This is a genomic window from Stenotrophomonas sp. S4 (genome assembly GCF_054187805.2).
In genome coordinates this window covers 3,334,771-3,351,058 of record NZ_CM196188.1, presented here as the reverse complement: position 1 = coordinate 3,351,058, position 16,288 = coordinate 3,334,771, and the positions used below count along the sequence as shown (strand labels likewise).

The 16,288-nt window shown below is 68.3% G+C and carries 11 protein-coding genes; 10 read left to right on the top strand and 1 reads right to left on the bottom strand.

Going from position 1 to position 16,288, the window contains the following annotated elements; all coding sequences use genetic code 11:
* Nucleotides 1-79: 79 nt before the first annotated feature.
* From ACUZUJ_RS15800 to ACUZUJ_RS15755, 10 genes are all read left to right on the top strand, one after another.
* Nucleotides 80-1,108, top strand: a complete 1,029-nt coding sequence (locus ACUZUJ_RS15800; RefSeq protein WP_049445577.1) for an aspartate-semialdehyde dehydrogenase — start codon at nt 80-82, stop codon at nt 1,106-1,108.
* Between the two features lie 150 nt (nt 1,109-1,258).
* Nucleotides 1,259-3,283, top strand: a complete 2,025-nt coding sequence (locus ACUZUJ_RS15795) for a motility hub landmark protein FimV (protein ID WP_458220483.1) — start codon at nt 1,259-1,261, stop codon at nt 3,281-3,283.
* Between the two features lie 26 nt (nt 3,284-3,309).
* The gene (locus tag ACUZUJ_RS15790) at nt 3,310-3,672 is read left to right on the top strand and encodes a VOC family protein (protein ID WP_458220482.1); all 363 of its coding nucleotides are present in this window, start codon (nt 3,310-3,312) and stop codon (nt 3,670-3,672) included.
* A gap of 32 nt (nt 3,673-3,704) precedes the next feature.
* The gene (gene truA, locus ACUZUJ_RS15785; RefSeq protein ID WP_014037970.1) at nt 3,705-4,475 is read left to right on the top strand and encodes a tRNA pseudouridine(38-40) synthase TruA; all 771 of its coding nucleotides are present in this window, start codon (nt 3,705-3,707) and stop codon (nt 4,473-4,475) included.
* Nucleotides 4,472-5,128 (top strand): phosphoribosylanthranilate isomerase, encoded by a 657-nt coding sequence (locus ACUZUJ_RS15780; RefSeq protein WP_014037969.1) that lies wholly within the window; start codon nt 4,472-4,474, stop codon nt 5,126-5,128. Before truA ends, ACUZUJ_RS15780 begins: the two co-directional genes overlap by 4 nt.
* 168 nt (nt 5,129-5,296) lie before the next feature.
* Nucleotides 5,297-5,971 (top strand): hypothetical protein, encoded by a 675-nt coding sequence (locus ACUZUJ_RS15775; RefSeq protein WP_458220481.1) that lies wholly within the window; start codon nt 5,297-5,299, stop codon nt 5,969-5,971.
* The gene (locus ACUZUJ_RS15770; RefSeq protein ID WP_014037967.1) at nt 5,968-7,986 is read left to right on the top strand and encodes a hypothetical protein; all 2,019 of its coding nucleotides are present in this window, start codon (nt 5,968-5,970) and stop codon (nt 7,984-7,986) included. The genes ACUZUJ_RS15775 and ACUZUJ_RS15770 overlap by 4 nt, the downstream gene beginning before the upstream one ends.
* Before the next feature lie 85 nt (nt 7,987-8,071).
* Nucleotides 8,072-13,462: a DNA repair ATPase gene (locus ACUZUJ_RS15765; RefSeq protein ID WP_458220480.1), complete on the top strand. Its 5,391-nt coding sequence runs from the start codon at nt 8,072-8,074 to the stop codon at nt 13,460-13,462.
* Complete coding sequence (locus ACUZUJ_RS15760; RefSeq protein ID WP_458220479.1) at nt 13,459-14,166, top strand: hypothetical protein; 708 nt, start codon at nt 13,459-13,461, stop codon at nt 14,164-14,166. The genes ACUZUJ_RS15765 and ACUZUJ_RS15760 overlap by 4 nt, the downstream gene beginning before the upstream one ends.
* A 44-nt stretch (nt 14,167-14,210) precedes the next feature.
* A complete protein-coding gene (locus ACUZUJ_RS15755; protein WP_049445566.1) occupies nt 14,211-15,320 on the top strand; it encodes a toxic anion resistance protein in 1,110 nt (369 codons plus the stop codon).
* A gap of 71 nt (nt 15,321-15,391) precedes the next feature.
* Here the strand turns inward: ACUZUJ_RS15755 and ACUZUJ_RS15750 are convergent, their stop codons facing one another.
* The gene (locus ACUZUJ_RS15750; RefSeq protein ID WP_101765858.1) at nt 15,392-16,279 is read right to left on the bottom strand and encodes a LysR family transcriptional regulator; all 888 of its coding nucleotides are present in this window, start codon (nt 16,277-16,279) and stop codon (nt 15,392-15,394) included.
* Nucleotides 16,280-16,288: the final 9 nt, after the last annotated feature.

Sequence of the window (16,288 nt, the reverse complement as noted above, 5' to 3'; positions counted from 1 at the left end):
GCCCCGCTTGAGGAGGTTCCCCGAACCCAGCTGTCGTGCGTGATTTTTCCCCATCCCCGTTTTCGTGAGAGTTTCCCCCATGAGCAATGCACAGCGCAGTTTCCACGTCGCCGTCGTTGGTGCCACCGGCGCAGTCGGCGAGACCATGTTGTCGATCCTGGCCGAGCGTGACTTCCCGGTCGGCACCCTGAGCGTTCTCGCCTCCGAGCGTTCGGCCGGCGGTGAGATCGAGTTCAACGGCCAGAAGGTCACGGTCCAGGACCTGGCCACCTTCGATCCGACCGGTGTCGAGATCGCGCTGTTCTCGGCCGGCGGCAGCGTGTCCAAGGAATACGCGCCGAAGTTCGCCGCCGCCGGTGCGGTGGTGATCGACAACTCCTCGGCCTTCCGTTACGACGATGACGTGCCGCTGGTGGTGTCCGAGGTCAACCCGGAACAGGTCGCCAACCGTCCGCGCGGCATCATCGCCAACCCCAACTGCTCGACCATGCAGATGCTGGTGGCGCTGGCACCGCTGCACCGCAAGTACGGCATCGAGCGCATCAACGTCTCCACCTACCAGTCGGTGTCCGGCGGTGGTCGTTCGGCCACCGAGGAGCTGGGCAAGCAGACCGGCCAGCTGCTGAGCTTCCAGGAGATCGATCCGCAGCGCTTCCCGGTGCAGATCGCCTTCAACCTGATCCCGCACATCGACGACTTCCAGGACAACGGCTTCACCAAGGAAGAGATGAAGCTGATCTGGGAAACCCGCAAGATCCTCGGCGACGACAGCATCCTGGTGAACCCGACCGCGGTGCGCGTGCCGGTGTTCTACGGCCACTCCGAATCAGTGGCGATCGAGACCCGTGACAAGGTCACCGTGGCCGAAGCACGCGCGCTGCTGGAGCAGTCGCCGGGCATCGAAGTGGTCGACCGCCACGAGGCCGGTGGTTACCCGACCCCGGTCACCCACGCCTCGGGCACCGACGCGGTGTATGTCGGCCGCATCCGTGAGGACCTGTCGCACCCGCGCGGCCTGAACCTGTGGATCGTGTCGGACAATGTGCGCAAGGGTGCTGCCCTGAATGCCGTGCAGCTGGCCGAGCTGGTCGCCGCCGAGCAGCGCTGATCACTGCGGTTGCCTCACCGGTCGTGCCGGCCGCTGGCCGGCATTGCCGTGATCCATGCGCCGGAGTGCATGCTGGCCAGCGGCCGGCACTCCCTCAAGGGTCTTTCCGGTGGGTGCGGACCCCGGTCCGCACGCTTTATAGTGTCGCCCATGAATAAACGGGCCAGGGGCGCAAAGCGCCCGCTCCTCTATCTTTCCACCGCGCTGCTGGCCCTGGCCAGCAGTTCGGCGCTTGCCCTGGGTCTGGGCGACATCCGTGTCCTGTCCAAGCCGGGCCAGCCCCTGTTGGCCGAAATCCCGGTGGTCTCCGCCGATCCGTCCGAGCTGGAGAACCTGCGTGTCGCGTTGGCCTCACCGGTCACCTTCGAGCGCGTTGGCCTGCAGCGGCCGACCGGGCTGGTCGGCGAACTGCAGTTCGAACTGACCCGCAATGCGCAGGGCAGGGCGGTGGTGCGGGTAACCTCGCAGACGCCGGTCGAGACCCCGTCGCTGAGCTTCCTGATCGAGGCCGACTGGGGCCAGGGTCGCCTGGTGCGCGAGTACTCGGCGCTGGTCGATGCACCGTCCAGTGCACTGGCCGTGGCCGAGCCGGAAATCGTTGCACCCGCAGGTACGCTCTCCAACACCATCGCCCGTGAGGCCACCCCGTCGCCCGCCGCTGCGGAGAGCGCGCGCGCGCCTGCGGCGTCCACCGCCGCCACGCCGGCACCCGCACCGGCCCGCCCGCGTGCAGTGGCTGCGCCCGCTGCCGCGCCGGCAGCCGATGGCAGCGTCACCGTCCAGCGTGGGCAGACCCTGTCGCAGATCGCCAGCGCGGTGGCCCGCGGCAACCAGGTCAGCCGCGACCGCGCCATGATCGCGCTGCTGCGCGCCAACCCGGAGGCCTTCATCCGCGGCAACGTCAACCTGCTCAAGCAGGGCGCCGTGCTGCGCATGCCCGGCAGCGATGCACTGGCGGCGGTCGATGCCGCCGAGGCCGCAGCGCTGGTGCGTGAGCATGCCGCACAGTGGCGGCAGGCACGCACCGTGCCGCAACCGGCGGGTACCGTGGCCCCGGTCGCCACGGCGGCAACCACGAACGCTTCTTCCCCGGCTGCGGCCAATGGGGCACGACTTGAAATCGCTCCGGCGCTGGCCTCCGACGCCGCGCACGCGGGCACAACCACCGGCACTGGAGCCGGCAGCGAGGGTGACATGCTGGGCAACGAACAACTGCGCCAGGCACGCGAGGACATCGCGACCCGCGATGCCGAGATCGGCGAGCTGAAGCAGCGCGTGGCCGACCTGGAAAAACTCAAGGAACAGCAGCAGTCGCTGATCGCGATGAAGGACAACGACCTGGCCGCCGCGCAGCAGCGCCTGGCGCAGGCACCGGATGCCCGCGATGCGGCCACGCCGTGGTACTGGCTGGGTCTGCCGGTGCTGTTGCTGGCGGCCGGCGCGGCCTGGCTGCTGCGTCGTCGCAAGCCGTCGCCACTGCCGCCGCTGCGCGAGGAAGGCGATGCCGCAGGCCTGGCCGCTGCGGTACCGGCGGGCGCGGCGCTGGATACGCTGGCCGAGCAGTCTTCGTGGTCGACGGCGGTGTCCGACAGTGGCCGCCAGGAGCCGGCGATGCCGGCCTGGGCGAGCGAAACCGAGGTGCAGGATGACGTGGCTGCCGAAGCGGTCGCCGACGTCGCCGCCCAGGCTGACTGGCAGGCGCAGACGCTGCGCGATGACGAAGTGGTGCAGCTGCCCGAGGCCGTGACCGACCTGCCGCGCTGGGACGAGCCGGTGACTACGCAGGACACCCCTGTGCCGGAAGCCGTGCAGGATGAACCGGTCGTGCAGGCGGTCCCTGACGAGATCGCAGTGCCGGACTACGCGCTGCACGCCGAACAGCAGCCGCAGTTCCGCGGCGTGTTCGACCTGCCGGCCGAGCACCATGCCAGCGGGGATTCAAACGCGGTGCCGCACGACGCGCTGGCCGAGGCCGCGCATGAAGAAGGCACCGCGGCACCGGCCAGCGATGCCGGCTGGGCGCCGCGCGCCGGGCAGGAACGCCTGGAGCTGGCCATCGCCTACCTCGATCTGGGCGATGCCCAGACCGCCCGTACCTTGCTGCAGGAAGTGGCCGAGGGCGGCGACCTGCACTGCCAGGCCCAGGCCCGCGAACTGCTGGCCCGCCTGCCGTGACCGAACCCGCGGACAAGGACCGTGCCATGAGCCGCGAGCGCCGCATCGACTACGTTGAATTCGCCTCCAGTGACCCGGCCGCCAGCCGCGCCTTTTTCGAAAAGGTGTTCGGCTGGTCGTTCGTCGACTACGGCAGCGACTACACCGCCTTCGACGATGGCCGGCTGCAGGGCGGCTTCTTCCGCGGCCAGCCGCAACGGGCCAGCGACAGCGGTGCGCCGCTGCTGGTGCTGTATGCCGACCAGCTGGCGCCGATCGAGTCGGCGGTGCGTGACGCTGGCGGTGAGATCGTGCGGCCGGTGTTCTCTTTCCCTGGCGGCAGCCGCTTCCAGTTCGTCGAGCCCGGTGGCAACGAACTGGCGGTCTGGTCCGAACGCGATCCGGCCTGAGCGCCGCCCCACCCGCAACATCGAGGTAGCACATGCGTTACGCGCTTGGCGTCGAATACGACGGCAGCGATTTCAGGGGCTGGCAGAACCTGGGCGAGGGCGGCCCCAGCGTGCAGGCCAGCCTTGAGCAGGCCCTGTCGTCGGTGGCCGATGCGCCGCTGCAGGTGGTCTGTGCCGGCCGCACCGATGCCGGTGTGCATGGCCAATGCCAGGTCGTCCACTTCGATACCGACGTGGTGCGGGATCCGCGCGCCTGGATGTTGGGCACCACCACCCGCCTGCCGCGCTCGATCGCGGTGCGCTGGTGCGTGCCGGTGGCCGATGATTTCCACGCCCGCTTCTCGGCGCGTGCGCGCCGCTACCGCTACCGCCTGCTCAACCGCGAAGTGCGGCCGGCGCTGCAGCGGCAGACCCTCAGCTGGGAGCGCCGGGCGCTGGACGAGACCCTGATGCATGCCGCCGGCCAGGCCTTGCTCGGCGAGAACGACTTCAGTGCGTTCCGCTCGGTGCAGTGCCAGGCGCTGCATGCACGGCGTGAACTGCAGTCACTGCAGGTCAGCCGCCAGGGCGAGGTGATCGAGGTCGCCGTGCAGGGCAATGCATTCCTTCATCACATGGTCCGCAATATCGTCGGATCGCTGATCCTGGTGGGCAGCGGCGAAAAACCGGTGGAATGGATCGCCGAACTGCTGGCCGGGCGCGATCGCACCGTAGCCGGTCCCACCGCACCGCCGCAGGGCCTGGTGTTCCTTGGGCCCCTGTACCCCGACAACTGGCATCTGCCCGCCGAGGTCACGCTATGAGCCGCTCCTACTACCGCACGCGCATCAAGTTCTGTGGCATGACCCGGGCCGGCGACGTCCGCCTGGCCGGTGAACTGGGTGTGGATGCGGTGGGTTTCATCTTCGCCCGTGAAAGCAGCCGCCGGGTCGCCCCGGCCGAGGCACGCGCGATGCGCCAGGCGATCGCGCCGATGGTCGACGTGGTGGCGCTGTTCCGCAACAACAGCAAGGAAGAGGTGCGCGAGGTGCTGCGCACGGTGCGACCGACCCTGCTGCAGTTCCACGGCGAGGAAGACGAGAGCTTCTGCCGCAGCTTCAACATGCCGTACCTGAAGGCGATCGCGATGGGCGGGCGTGAAGAGATCAACGCCCGCACCCTGCAGCTGCGCTATCCCAGCGCCGCTGGCTTCCTGTTCGACAGCCATGCGCCGGGCGGCGGTGGCGGCACCGGCGTGGCCTTCGACTGGGGCCGGATCCCGACCGGCCTGCATCGCCCGTTCCTGCTTGCCGGTGGCCTGAACCCGGAAAACGTCTACGACGCGGTGCTGGCCACCCTGCCGTGGGGCGTGGACGTCTCCAGCGGCATCGAACTGGAACCGGGCATCAAGGACGGCTACAAGATGCGCACCTTCGTCGAGGAAGTGCGCCGCGCCGATTGCACGGTTCTCGAGTGATTGGCGTCACTATTTGCCCTGATCAGCGCCCCGATTTGAGCCTGCACGCATTCTTCACATAGGATGGTCCCAAGCGCGCCTGCCATGAAGGCCGGCGCGGGGATCGACGGGGCGCGCATGGCGCACCCCGAACGGGCGGTCGCCGCCCACAGCCCAGGAAGGCAAGCGATGCAGGAGTTTCTCACCGTCGTGCTCGGTTACCCGACGTTGCCGTACAGCATTCTGCTGATGGTGTCGGTGATGTATTGGGCGGTTGCCGCGTTCGGCCTGGTCGATGACGGTTTCGGCGATCTCGGCGCCGATGGCGCGCTCGAGGCGGGGACCGACCTCAGTGGCCTGTCGGCCATGCTGGCGCGCTGGGGCCTGGGCGGCGTCCCGATCATGGTGGTGGTCACCCTGCTGGGCCTGTTCGGCTGGCTCATCACCTATTTCATCCATCTGTTCGTACTGCTGCCGCTGCCGGACCTGCTGCGCTGGGGCCTGGGTACGCTCGTGGCGGTGCTGGCACCGCTGCCTGCGGTACCGGTCGTCGCGCTGATCCTGCGCCCGGTCCGGCGCTTCCTGCTGCGCCTGCGTCCGGTGCCGCAGGCATCGCTGCTGGGCCGGATCGGCGTGGTCGCATCGCCGAAGGTGGACGCACGCAGTGGTCATGCCACTGTCGATGATGGCGGCGCCGGGCTGGTGCTGCAGATCCGCAGCGACATCGAACTGCAGCGTGGCGAGCGCATCGTGCTGGTCGAACACATGGCCGAACAACACTATTACCGGGTGGTCCGCGCCGATGCGATCGCCCTCGATTTCCAGGACAACCTGCTTCCGGGCAACAAGGAGAATCATCAATGACGTTGGCATCCCTCTTACCGTTCCTGGCCGTCGCCGGCGGCCTGCTCGTCCTGCTGCTGGGCGTGGCCGGCCTGTTCAAGGCCTTCTACCGCAAGGTCGACCAGGGCGTGGCCCTGATCGTCAACGACATGAGCTCCACGCCCAAGGTGCACTTCACCGGTGCGCTGATCATCCCGGTGCTGTACCGCGCCGAACTGATGCGGATCAGCCTGATCACCCTGCAGATCGACCGACGCGGCAAGGAAGGCCTGATCTGCCGCGACAACATGCGTGCCGATATCGCCGTGGCCTTCTACCTGCGGGTGAACGAGACCCAGGCCGACGTGCTGCGTGTGGCCAAGGCCATCGGTGCCGACCGTGCATCGGACAAGCATGCCGTCGATGAGCTGTTCAACGCCAAGTTCTCCGAAGCGCTGAAGACGGTCGGCAAGAAGTTCGACTTCACCGAACTGTTCGAGAAGCGCCAGGAATTCCGCGACGAGATCATCGCGGTGATCGGCAACGATCTCAACGGTTATGTGCTGGAAGACGTGGCGATCGATTACCTGGAGCAGACCCCAAAGTCGCTGCTGGACCAGTTCAACATCCTCGACGCACAGGGCATCCGCAAGATCACCGAGCTGACCGCCGCGCAGAACGTGGTGACCAACGAGCTGGAGCAGAACGAGAAGCTCGCCATCACCAAGAAGAACGTGGAAGCGCGTGAGGCGCTGCTGGCGCTGGAACGCCAGCAGGCCGAAGCCGAAGCACGCCAGAAGCGCGAGATCGAGACCATCCGCGCGCGCGAGGAGGCCGAGACCGCCAAGGTGCAGGAAGAGCAGCGCCAGCTGTCCGAGAATGCCCGCATCGAAGCACAGCAGCTGATCGAGATCCGCGACCAGAACCGCCTGCGCGAAGTGGAAGTGGCCGAGCAGAACCGCCAGCGTGCCGTGGCCATCGAGGCCGAGCGCGTGGAGCGTGCACGCCAGCTGGAGCAGGTCACCACCGACCGCGAAGTGCAGCTGCAGGGCGTGGAGCGCGACAAGGTGGTCGAGCAGGGCAAGATGGACGTGGCCAACATCACCCGTGAACGCATCTCCATCGACAAGACCGTGGCGCAGGAAGAAGAGCGCATCAAGGAAGTGCGCGAGGTCTCCGAGGCCGACCGCCAGAAGCAGGTGCTGATCCTGGAAGCCGAAGCCAAGGCGCAGGAATCGCTGGTGCGCGAAGTGAAGGAAGCGCAGGCGCGCGAAACCGCCTCCAAGCACCGCGCGGTTGAACTGACCACACTGGCCCAGGCCGAACACGAAGCAGCCGGCAAACAGGCCGAAGCCAAGCGCCTGCTGGCCGACGCGCTGCGCGCCGAACAGGCCGCTCCTGGCCTGGCCGAAGCGCAGGTGCGTGAAGCTTCGGCACTGGCCATCGAGAAGGTCGGCATTGCCGAGGCCCGCGTGATCGAAGCCAAGGCCGAAGCCAGCTTGAAGCAGGGCAGCAACGAAGCCCGCGTGCTGGCCGAGACCCTGCAGGCGCAGGCGCAGGGTGAGGAGAAGATGGGCCTGGCCCGTGCCACCGCCACCGAATCGCTGGGCAACGCCGAAGCCGGCGTGGTGCAGAAGAAGCTGCTGGCCGAGGCCGAGGGCCTGGTGCGCAAGTTCGAAGCCATCGCCTCGCTGAGCGACCAGGCGCGTGGCCACGAAGAGTTCCGCATGATGCTGGACAACAGCCTGAAGCAGGCGCTGGCCTCGATCGAAGCCGGCAAGGAAGTCTCGCGCGAGAACGCCAATGTCATCGCCAGCGCGCTGCGCAACGCCGACATCGACCTGGTCGGTGGCGACGGCGGCATGTTCGAGAACCTGGTCAAGGCGGTGTCGCTGGGCAAGTCGATCGAAGGCTTCGCCGGCAAGAGCCCGATCGTGCAGGAGCTGATGCAGCGCTACCTGGGCGTGGCCGTGGCCGAACCGGCACCGCGCCAGATCGCCGAGGATGCCGAAGCGGTGCCGACCGTGTCGGCCACCGTGGTCGACAGCGCCCGTTGATGCATCGGGCGATGGCTGCTGCGGCCATCGCCCGCCCGCGCCGGCCGCAACCGCGGCCGTCCGCCCGTGAGCCGGAAGCCTGCTGATGTCTGATACCCATCCGTCCGCCGAATCCACTGCACCGGAGGCCGGCGGCACCACCGTCGACCAGGCCGTTGCCCAGGGCGGCGCCTACGAAGTCCTGCGCCGCCGCCTGGCCGAGCAGGGCCAGCGCCTGCAGGGCCTGGCCGAGACGCTCAACCGCCAGCGCCTGGCCGAGTTCGGCGACAGCCGCCTGGAGGTGGTCGGGCGCTTCCGCATCCGCAGCGAGAACAACTGCGTCGGCCGTGACATCGTGCAGGTCGGCCCGGACCGCCTGCTGTTCGGCTACAACGTGTTCATCGGGCTGAAGACCCAGACCCGCATCGAGGACGTGTTCGGCCTGTACCGGCTGGTGCAGGGCAGCGACGGCTACGACGTGGCCGCGCTGGAGCTGAAGGGCAGCTTCCTCGACCAGCCCGGCTTCGTGCACGACTTCAATGAGCTGTACGCGTACTACAAGCACGCACGCCTGCTGCAGCTGATCGTGGTGGGCGACAAGCTGCTGGCCTCGTTCCAGATCGGCGAGCGCAGCAGCGACGTGCGCGTGTTCCGCTGGGCGCTGTCGCGCGATGGCGAACTGACCTATCTGGATGCGCGCGGCGAGCGCGATATCGCACTGCCGCCGCCGTTCGACTTCGAATGGACCAGGGCGACCCGCGACCTGGCAGTCAATGGACGCCATTCGCACCTGAACATCCTCGACACCCTGTTCGTGGAGACCACCGGCGGCGACCTCACCATCAAGGTCGAGAACAATACCGAGACCGGGCAGGGCATCTACAGCGAACCGGTGGAGGACAGCACGCAGTCGCTGGACGACGCCCAGTTCGAATTCGCCCGGGTCGGCTCGCTGGTGCTGCTGAAGGTGCTGCCGTACCGCGAGACGGAGTGGCGCGGCCTGATCTACAACACGCTGACCGGCGGCATCGTGCGCAACGATGCGATCGTGCAGGCCTGCGTGCAGCTGCCCGAAGACCACGGCGTGATCTTCCCGGGTGGGTATTACCTGCAGGGCGGCGAGCACAAGGCATTCGACGCCTCGATGGCCGGCATGCAGTTCAAGCGCAGCATCCGTTCGCCGAACGGCGAGGACGTGCTGTACATCTTCTACGAGCGCGAAGGCGGACGCTCGGCGCTGTTCGTCTACAACACCATCCAGCGCGTGCTGCAGAACCCGGTGTTCGGCCATGGCTACGCCTTGATGCAGGACGGGCGCATGGTGCTGTTCCATGCCGAAGGCAGCGAACCGACCCGCATCCATCCGATGCAGGTCTGGCAGACCCCGTTCAGCAGTGACGAGTTTGCAGCCAGCCGACCGCCCGGCAACACCTTCATGGGCCGCATCGGCAACGCCGAGCTGGTGCGCGGCATTTCCAACCTGTTCAACCTGGCGCGCGAGATCGAAGGCCAGGACGTGTCGGTGCAGCGCTACCAGCGCCTGGTGGCCGACACCCGGCGCCTGTTCGATGCCCACCACTGGCTGGGCGACGCGGCCTGCGATGGCGCCGAGGCGCTGCTGCGGCAGATCAGCGCCACCGGCGAATCGGTGCTGGACGAATACGAGAAGGTGCAGTCGATCCGCCAGCAGTCGGCGCAGGCGATGGTCGAGGCCGAGGCCGCGCACAAGGCGCTGCTGGGGCGGCTGCAGCCGCAGAACTGGAACGAGGTGCAGGCCTTCGTCGAGGCGCTCAATGCGATCACCGCATTGCGTGGACGGCTGCTGACCATCCGTGAGCTGCGCTACATCGACACCGCGCGCATCGAAGTGATGGCGGCCGAGCTGGTAGAAGCGCAGGACCGCGTCGGCGCCGCCACTGGCGAGTTCCTTGCGGACGAAGCCGCGCTGGCGCCGCTGACCTCGCGCCTGCAGGCGCTGGATGAAGCAGCCCAGCAGGCACAGAGTGCCCGCCAGCTGGACGAGCAGCTGGAGGGGCTGCGTGGCATGGCAGCCGACCTGGACATGTTGTCCGAGCTGATGGCCGGCCTGAAGGTGGACGATGCCACCGCCCGCACCCCCGTGGTCGAGTCGATCTCGGTGCTGTACGGCCGCCTCAACCAGGCCCGTGCGCGTGCTGATCAGCGTCGCCGGTCGCTGGGTTCGGCCGAGGCCGTGGCGCAGTTCGCCGCGCAGTTCGTGCTGTTCTCGCAGTCGATCACCAGCGCGCTGGCGCTGGCCACCGATCCGGAACGCGCCGACGAGCAGCTGTCGCGCCTGCTGGTGCAGCTGGAGGAGCTGGAGAGCCAGTTCGGCGAACACGAGCAGTTCCTTGGCGAAATCCTGAGCAAGCGCGAAGAGCTGGTGGAAGCCTTCGAAACGCACAAGCAGGCACTGCTGGATGATCGCCAGCGCAAGGCACGTTCGGTGCTGGATGCGGCCAACCGCATCCTCGATGGCCTCGCCAAGCGCACCGAGCGCTTCGCCACCGCCGATGAGCTCAATGCGTTCTTTGCCGGCGATCCGCTGATCCTCAAGCTGCGTGAGCTGGCCGAACGCCTGCGCGCGCTGCATGACAACGTCAAGGCCGACGACATCGAGGCGCGCCTGAAGGGCGTGCGTGACCAGGCGGTACGCCAGCTGCGCGACCGCAGTGATCTGTACGAAGCGGGCGGCAACGTGGTGCGGCTGGGGCCGCGCCATCGCTTCAGCGTCAACACCCAGGCGCTGGACCTGACCCTGCTGCCGCGTGGTGACACGCTGGCGATCCATCTGACCGGCACCGACTTCCTGGAGACCCTGCACGATCCGGAGCTGGATGCGCTGAAGCCGTTCTGGCCGGTCACCCTGGACTCGGAATCACCTGCGTTGTATCGCGGTGAGTATCTGGCCGGCAGCCTGCTGATGGCCGCGCAGGAGGGGAGCGACGGCCTTGACCTGGCCACGCTGCAGCACGACGTCGCCACGCCCGAAGCACTGGACCAGCGCGTGCGTGCGTTCGCCGCACCGCGCTACCGCGAAGGCTACGAGCGCGGCATCCATGACCATGATGCCGCGCTGATCCTGCGTGCATTGCTGCCCTTGCAGCAGGCGGCCGGCAGCCTGCGCCATGCACCGCGGGTGCGTGCGCTGGCACTGCTGTTCTGGGCCGCCGAGCAGCGGCGCGAAGCGGTGGCGCAATGGCCGGGCCGGCAGATGGGTGCCGAAGCGCTGGCACGCCTGCTGGGGTCCGACGAAGGGCGACTGGCGTTGCGTGCGGAAATGGCCGAGGCACTGCTGGCGTATGCGCAATCCCACGCGTTGCCGTTCGATGCCGATGCCGCAGAGGCCGCGGCCGCCTATCTGGGCGAAGAGCTGGCGACCGGCGAGCCGGTGTTCAGCAGCAGTCGCCATGCGCTAGCGCTGCTGGATGCGCTGGCGCAGCAGCTGGAACAGGCCGGGCAGCGCGAGGCGGTCGAACGCGCCCTGCAGCGCAGCCAGGATCCGCTGGCCACGCGCTGGGCGCTGGCCGGGCAGTGGCTGCGGGCGCTGGCGCGGATGCCGGCGCATGCCCTGCATGCCGGCTACGTCGACGAGGCTGCGGCACTGCTGCTGGTGCAGCGCCAGCTGCGTACCCGTGCCAGCGACGCCGCGTTGCAGGCGGAGGTCAATGGCCTGCTGGGTGAACACGCACGCATCAGCAACGGCACGCTGGTGGTATCGCTGGATGATTTCCTGGAGCGCCTGACGCAGCACCTGCGTCATTTCGTGCCGGCGTTCCACGCCTACCAGGCGCTGCGCCAGGGCATCATCGGGCGCGAGCGCGAGACCCTGCGGCTTTCCGAGTTCAAGGCACGGCCGCTGTCCTCGTTCGTGCGCAACAAGCTGATCAACGATGTCTACCTGGGCGTGATCGGTGACAACCTGGCCAAGCAGATGGGCACGGTCGGCGAGAACAAGCGCAGCGACCTGATGGGCCTGCTGATGATGATTTCGCCGCCGGGCTACGGCAAGACCACGCTGATGGAATACGTGGCGCACCGCCTGGGCCTGGTCTTCATGAAGATCAACGGCCCGGCGCTGGGTCACGAGGTGCGCTCGCTGGACCCGGCCCAGGCGCCGGACGCGACCTCGCGGCAGGAGCTGGAGAAGCTCAACCTCGCGCTGGAAATGGGCAACAACACCATGCTGTATGTGGACGACATCCAGCACACCCATCCCGAGTTCCTGCAGAAGTTCATCTCGCTGTGCGATGGCACCCGCCGTATCGAGGGCGTGTGGCGCGGCCGCACCCGCACCTACGACATGCGCGGCAAGAAGTTCTGCGTGGTGATGGCTGGCAACCCGTACACCGAGTCCGGCGAGGTGTTCAAGATTCCCGACATGCTGGCCAACCGTGCCGACATCTACAACCTCGGTGATGTGCTCGGTGGCATGGAGGCGGCCTTTACCCTCAGCTACATCGAGAACAGCCTGACCTCCAACCCGGTGCTGGCGCCGCTGGCCACGCGCGACATGGCTGACCTGTACGTACTGGTCGACCGTGCGATGGGCAAGGAGGTCTCGACCAACGGCCTCAGCCACGCCTACAGCAGCGCGGAGATCAACGAGATCACCGCCACCCTGCAGCGCATGCTGCGCGTGCGCGACGTGGTCTACCGGGTCAACCAGCAGTACATCGCCAGTGCCGCACAGGACGATCGCTACCGTACCGAGCCTCCGTTCCGGCTGCAGGGCAGCTACCGCAACATGAACAAGCTGGCCGAGAAGATCTCGCCGGTGATGAACGAGGACGAGCTGCAGCAGCTGATCTCCGACCATTACCTGGGCGAGGCACAGCTGCTGACCACTGGTGCCGAAGAAAACCTGTTGAAGCTGGCCGAACTGCGCGGCGTGCTGGACGACACGCAGGCGCAGCGCTGGGCGCAGATCAAGCGCGATTTCCTGCGCAACAAGGCCATGGGTGCCGACGACAGTGATGTCGGCGGGCGCGTGGTCGCGCAGCTGGCCGACATCGCCACCGCCCTGCAGCTGCCACCGCCGGTGCCCGAAGCGATTGCCGTTGCCGACCCGGCACCGTGGCCGGCGTTGCTGGAGGCCCTGTATCGCCTTTCTGAAACACGTCCCGCCGTCGCGGCGCGCGAGCCGGTCGCGGCGGCCCCCAGCGTGCCGGCCACGGTCCTGGCCGACGAGCTGCAGGCCGGCCTGGCGCCGTTGGTGGAACTGTTGGCGGCATCGCAGGCGCAGCAGGCACAGGTGTCGCAGACCCTGGCCGCGTTCGCCGGCTGGGCGCGGCAGCAGGTCGAGCGTGGGGTGCCGAACAGTGCGGTGGCGCAGCGTGCGCGTGTGCGCCGTGCCACGACACCGGAGGAGCGCGCGCTGGATGAGGCCCTGATGCGCCACTTCTACGGTGAGTCGTTGCCGCCGGACGACAGTGAGGAGATTCCGGCAACGACACCGAAGCCGCCGCCGCTGCCATGACCACGCAGGCGCCACTGCCGCCCCCGAGCTTGCCGGACACGGCCGATGTCGCCGTGCTGGCCGACTATGGTGCGCCGTTGCTGCAGGCACTGGCGCGGCTCGAAACACCGTTGCCGCCGGGCGCGGGCGACGGCCTGGTGGCCGCACTGGCACGCATCGCGCTGGCCCTGCAGGCCGCCAACCCGGCGCAGATCCGGCAGCAGGAGAGCTGGTGGGGCCGCCTGCTGGGGCGCGATGTCGATCGCGAGGCGGAGGGACGTGCGCTGCAGTCGCAGCTGGGCGTGCTGGCCCTGCAGGCGCGCGAGCAGGCCCAGCACCTGCAGCAGCACCTGCAGCGGCGGGCCAGGGCCATCATCGAGCATTCAGAGGCAGCCACGGCACTGGACGCCTGGGTCGAGCTGGCTGCGGCGCGGCTGGCGTCGCTGGATATCGCCGGCCAGGCCGCGCTGTCGCAACGGCTCGATCATCTGCGCCGGCTGGCCATGCTGCGCCGTCTCGAGGCCGGCCAGTGGCAGCTGCTGCAGGACCAGGACAACGTGCTGCTGCAACGCTTCGCGCGCATCCATGACGTCCTGCTGCCGGCCTGGCGGCAGGCCGCCGTGGCGGGCCAGGCCGCGGCCGGCGCCACACTGGCGGCGAAGGCCGCCACGCTGCACGCACAGATCGATGACGAGGTCGCGGCGGCTCAGGCTAGACTGCCTTGAGCCGGCCGCCGCTGCCGCTTACCCAACTGCAAGGAGACTGCCCGATGACCCAGGACAGCCAGACCCCCGGTGCCCTCGTGCCCGGCACGACCACCGCCACTCCGCTCGATGACGGCGCATTGCAGGCGCTCGGCCTGGTCCGCGAGGATCTGCCGCGCATCGCCGAGATCCGTCTGGAGCTGGATGACCTGCGCCCGGGCAACCTGCAGGTGTTCGGTCGCGAAGCGGCCACGCGCACCGCAGCGTTCTCCAGCCAGTTGCTCGACCAGGTGCGCAATCGTGACCTGGATGCCAGTGGCGAGAAACTGGGCGAAGTGGTGCGCATCGCGCGCAGCCTGAAGCTGGACGGCTTCGCCCAGCGGTCGAAGGTGCCGGTGATCGGTGGCCTGATCGACCGCCTGCGCGTATCCAAGGGTGAGCTGGTGCAGAAGTTCAGCGACACCAACGCGCAGATCGAGCAGCTGCTGGGCGATGTCGGTGTGCAGCAGGCGTTGATGGGCAAGCGCGTGGGCGAGTTCGACCGCATGCATGACATCGTCCGCGAAGAACGCCATGCGCTGGGCCTGTATGCTGCCGCCGGCAAGCAGCGCCTGGCCGAACTGCAGGCCGAGCAGCAGGCCGGGCAGGGCAGCGAGGATCCGCAGCAGCGCATCCGCCAGGGCGAAGTCGACAACGCGATCCGCCTGATCGAAAAGCGCGTGTCCGACCTGCAACTGATGCAGCATGCGGCCGATCAGTCGCTGCCGATGATCCGCCTGATCCAGGCCAATGCGCTGCAGCTGATCGAGAAGTTCAACACGGTGCGCGAGATCACCATCCCGTCGTGGAAGCGCCAGTTCGCCATCCAGCTTTCGCTGGGTGAGCAGAAGGCCGCGGTCGAGCTGTCCACCGCCATCGACGATGCCACCAACGAGCTGATGCGCCGCAATGCCGATCTGCTGCGTCAGGCCTCGGTGGATACCGCGCGCAGCAACCAGCGCGGCGTGATCGACGTAGCCACGCTGCGCCACGTGCACGACCAGTTGATTGCCACGGTCGAGGAAGTGCGCAGCATCCATCGCGAAGGCATGCAGCAGCGGCAGCAGGCCGAGGTCGAGCTGTCGCGCCTGCGCGAAGACCTGCAGCAGCGCCTGGCCACTCCAACCGCCAGCTGAAAAAAGGGGACGGAGGGAATTAAGTCGTTTGTGCCACTTGCGACTTAATCCCCTCCGTCCCCTTTTTGTTGTCAGCGGAGTTGCTGGCCCAGCCAGTCGGCCAGCGCATCCACGCGCGCATCAGTTGGTCCGTCCGGTCGCGCCAGCACCCAGAAACCACCGGTGGCGGCAAACCCCCACGGCGCGACCAGTCGCCCGGCGGCCAGGTCCTCGGCCACCAGCGGCTCGGGTGCGATCGCCGGGCCCAGCCCGGCCACTGCTGCCTCCAGAAGGTAGTACAGGTGCTCGAAGGCAGTGCCCAGCTGCAGCTTGGCGGTGTCCAGAGCGTGTGCCTGCGCCCACGCCGGCCACGCCTGCGGCCGTGAACTGGTGTGCAGCAGCGTCTCCTGCAGCAGCGCCGAGGGCGGTACATGCCGCAGGCGCTGCGCGGCCGGATGCGAGGGGGCCACCACCACGCCGACCCGTTCCGGCGCCAGCTCACGCACCTGCCAGCCCCGGGGCCACGGCCCCTGCGCCAGCAGCAGCACCGCATCCAGTGCGGCCTGCGCCTCGGTGAAGCTGCCATCCAGCGCCGACCACTGCAGGCGTACGCCGGGCAGGGCGGCCTGCAGTGCGGGCAGGCGCGGGATCATCCAGCGCGCCAGCACGCTGCCGCTGCAACCCAGCACCAGCGCCGGGGCGGCTGCCGGCCGCCGCAGTTCGCGCACGCAGTCTTCGATGCCGCTGAAGGCCTCGCTGCACGCGGCCTGCAGGCGCGTGCCCGCAGCGGTCAGGCGCAGGCCGCGACCGGCACGCTGGAACAGCGCCAGGCCGAGGTGGTCTTCCAATAGCTTCAGCTGGCGGCTGACCGCACCGTGGGTGACGTGCAGGTCCTGCGCGGCGCGGCCAACCCCGCCCAGGCGGGCGGTGGCCTCGAACGCGCGCAGCGCATTGAGCGGTGGCAGCAGGGAATGGCTCATGTGAGATTT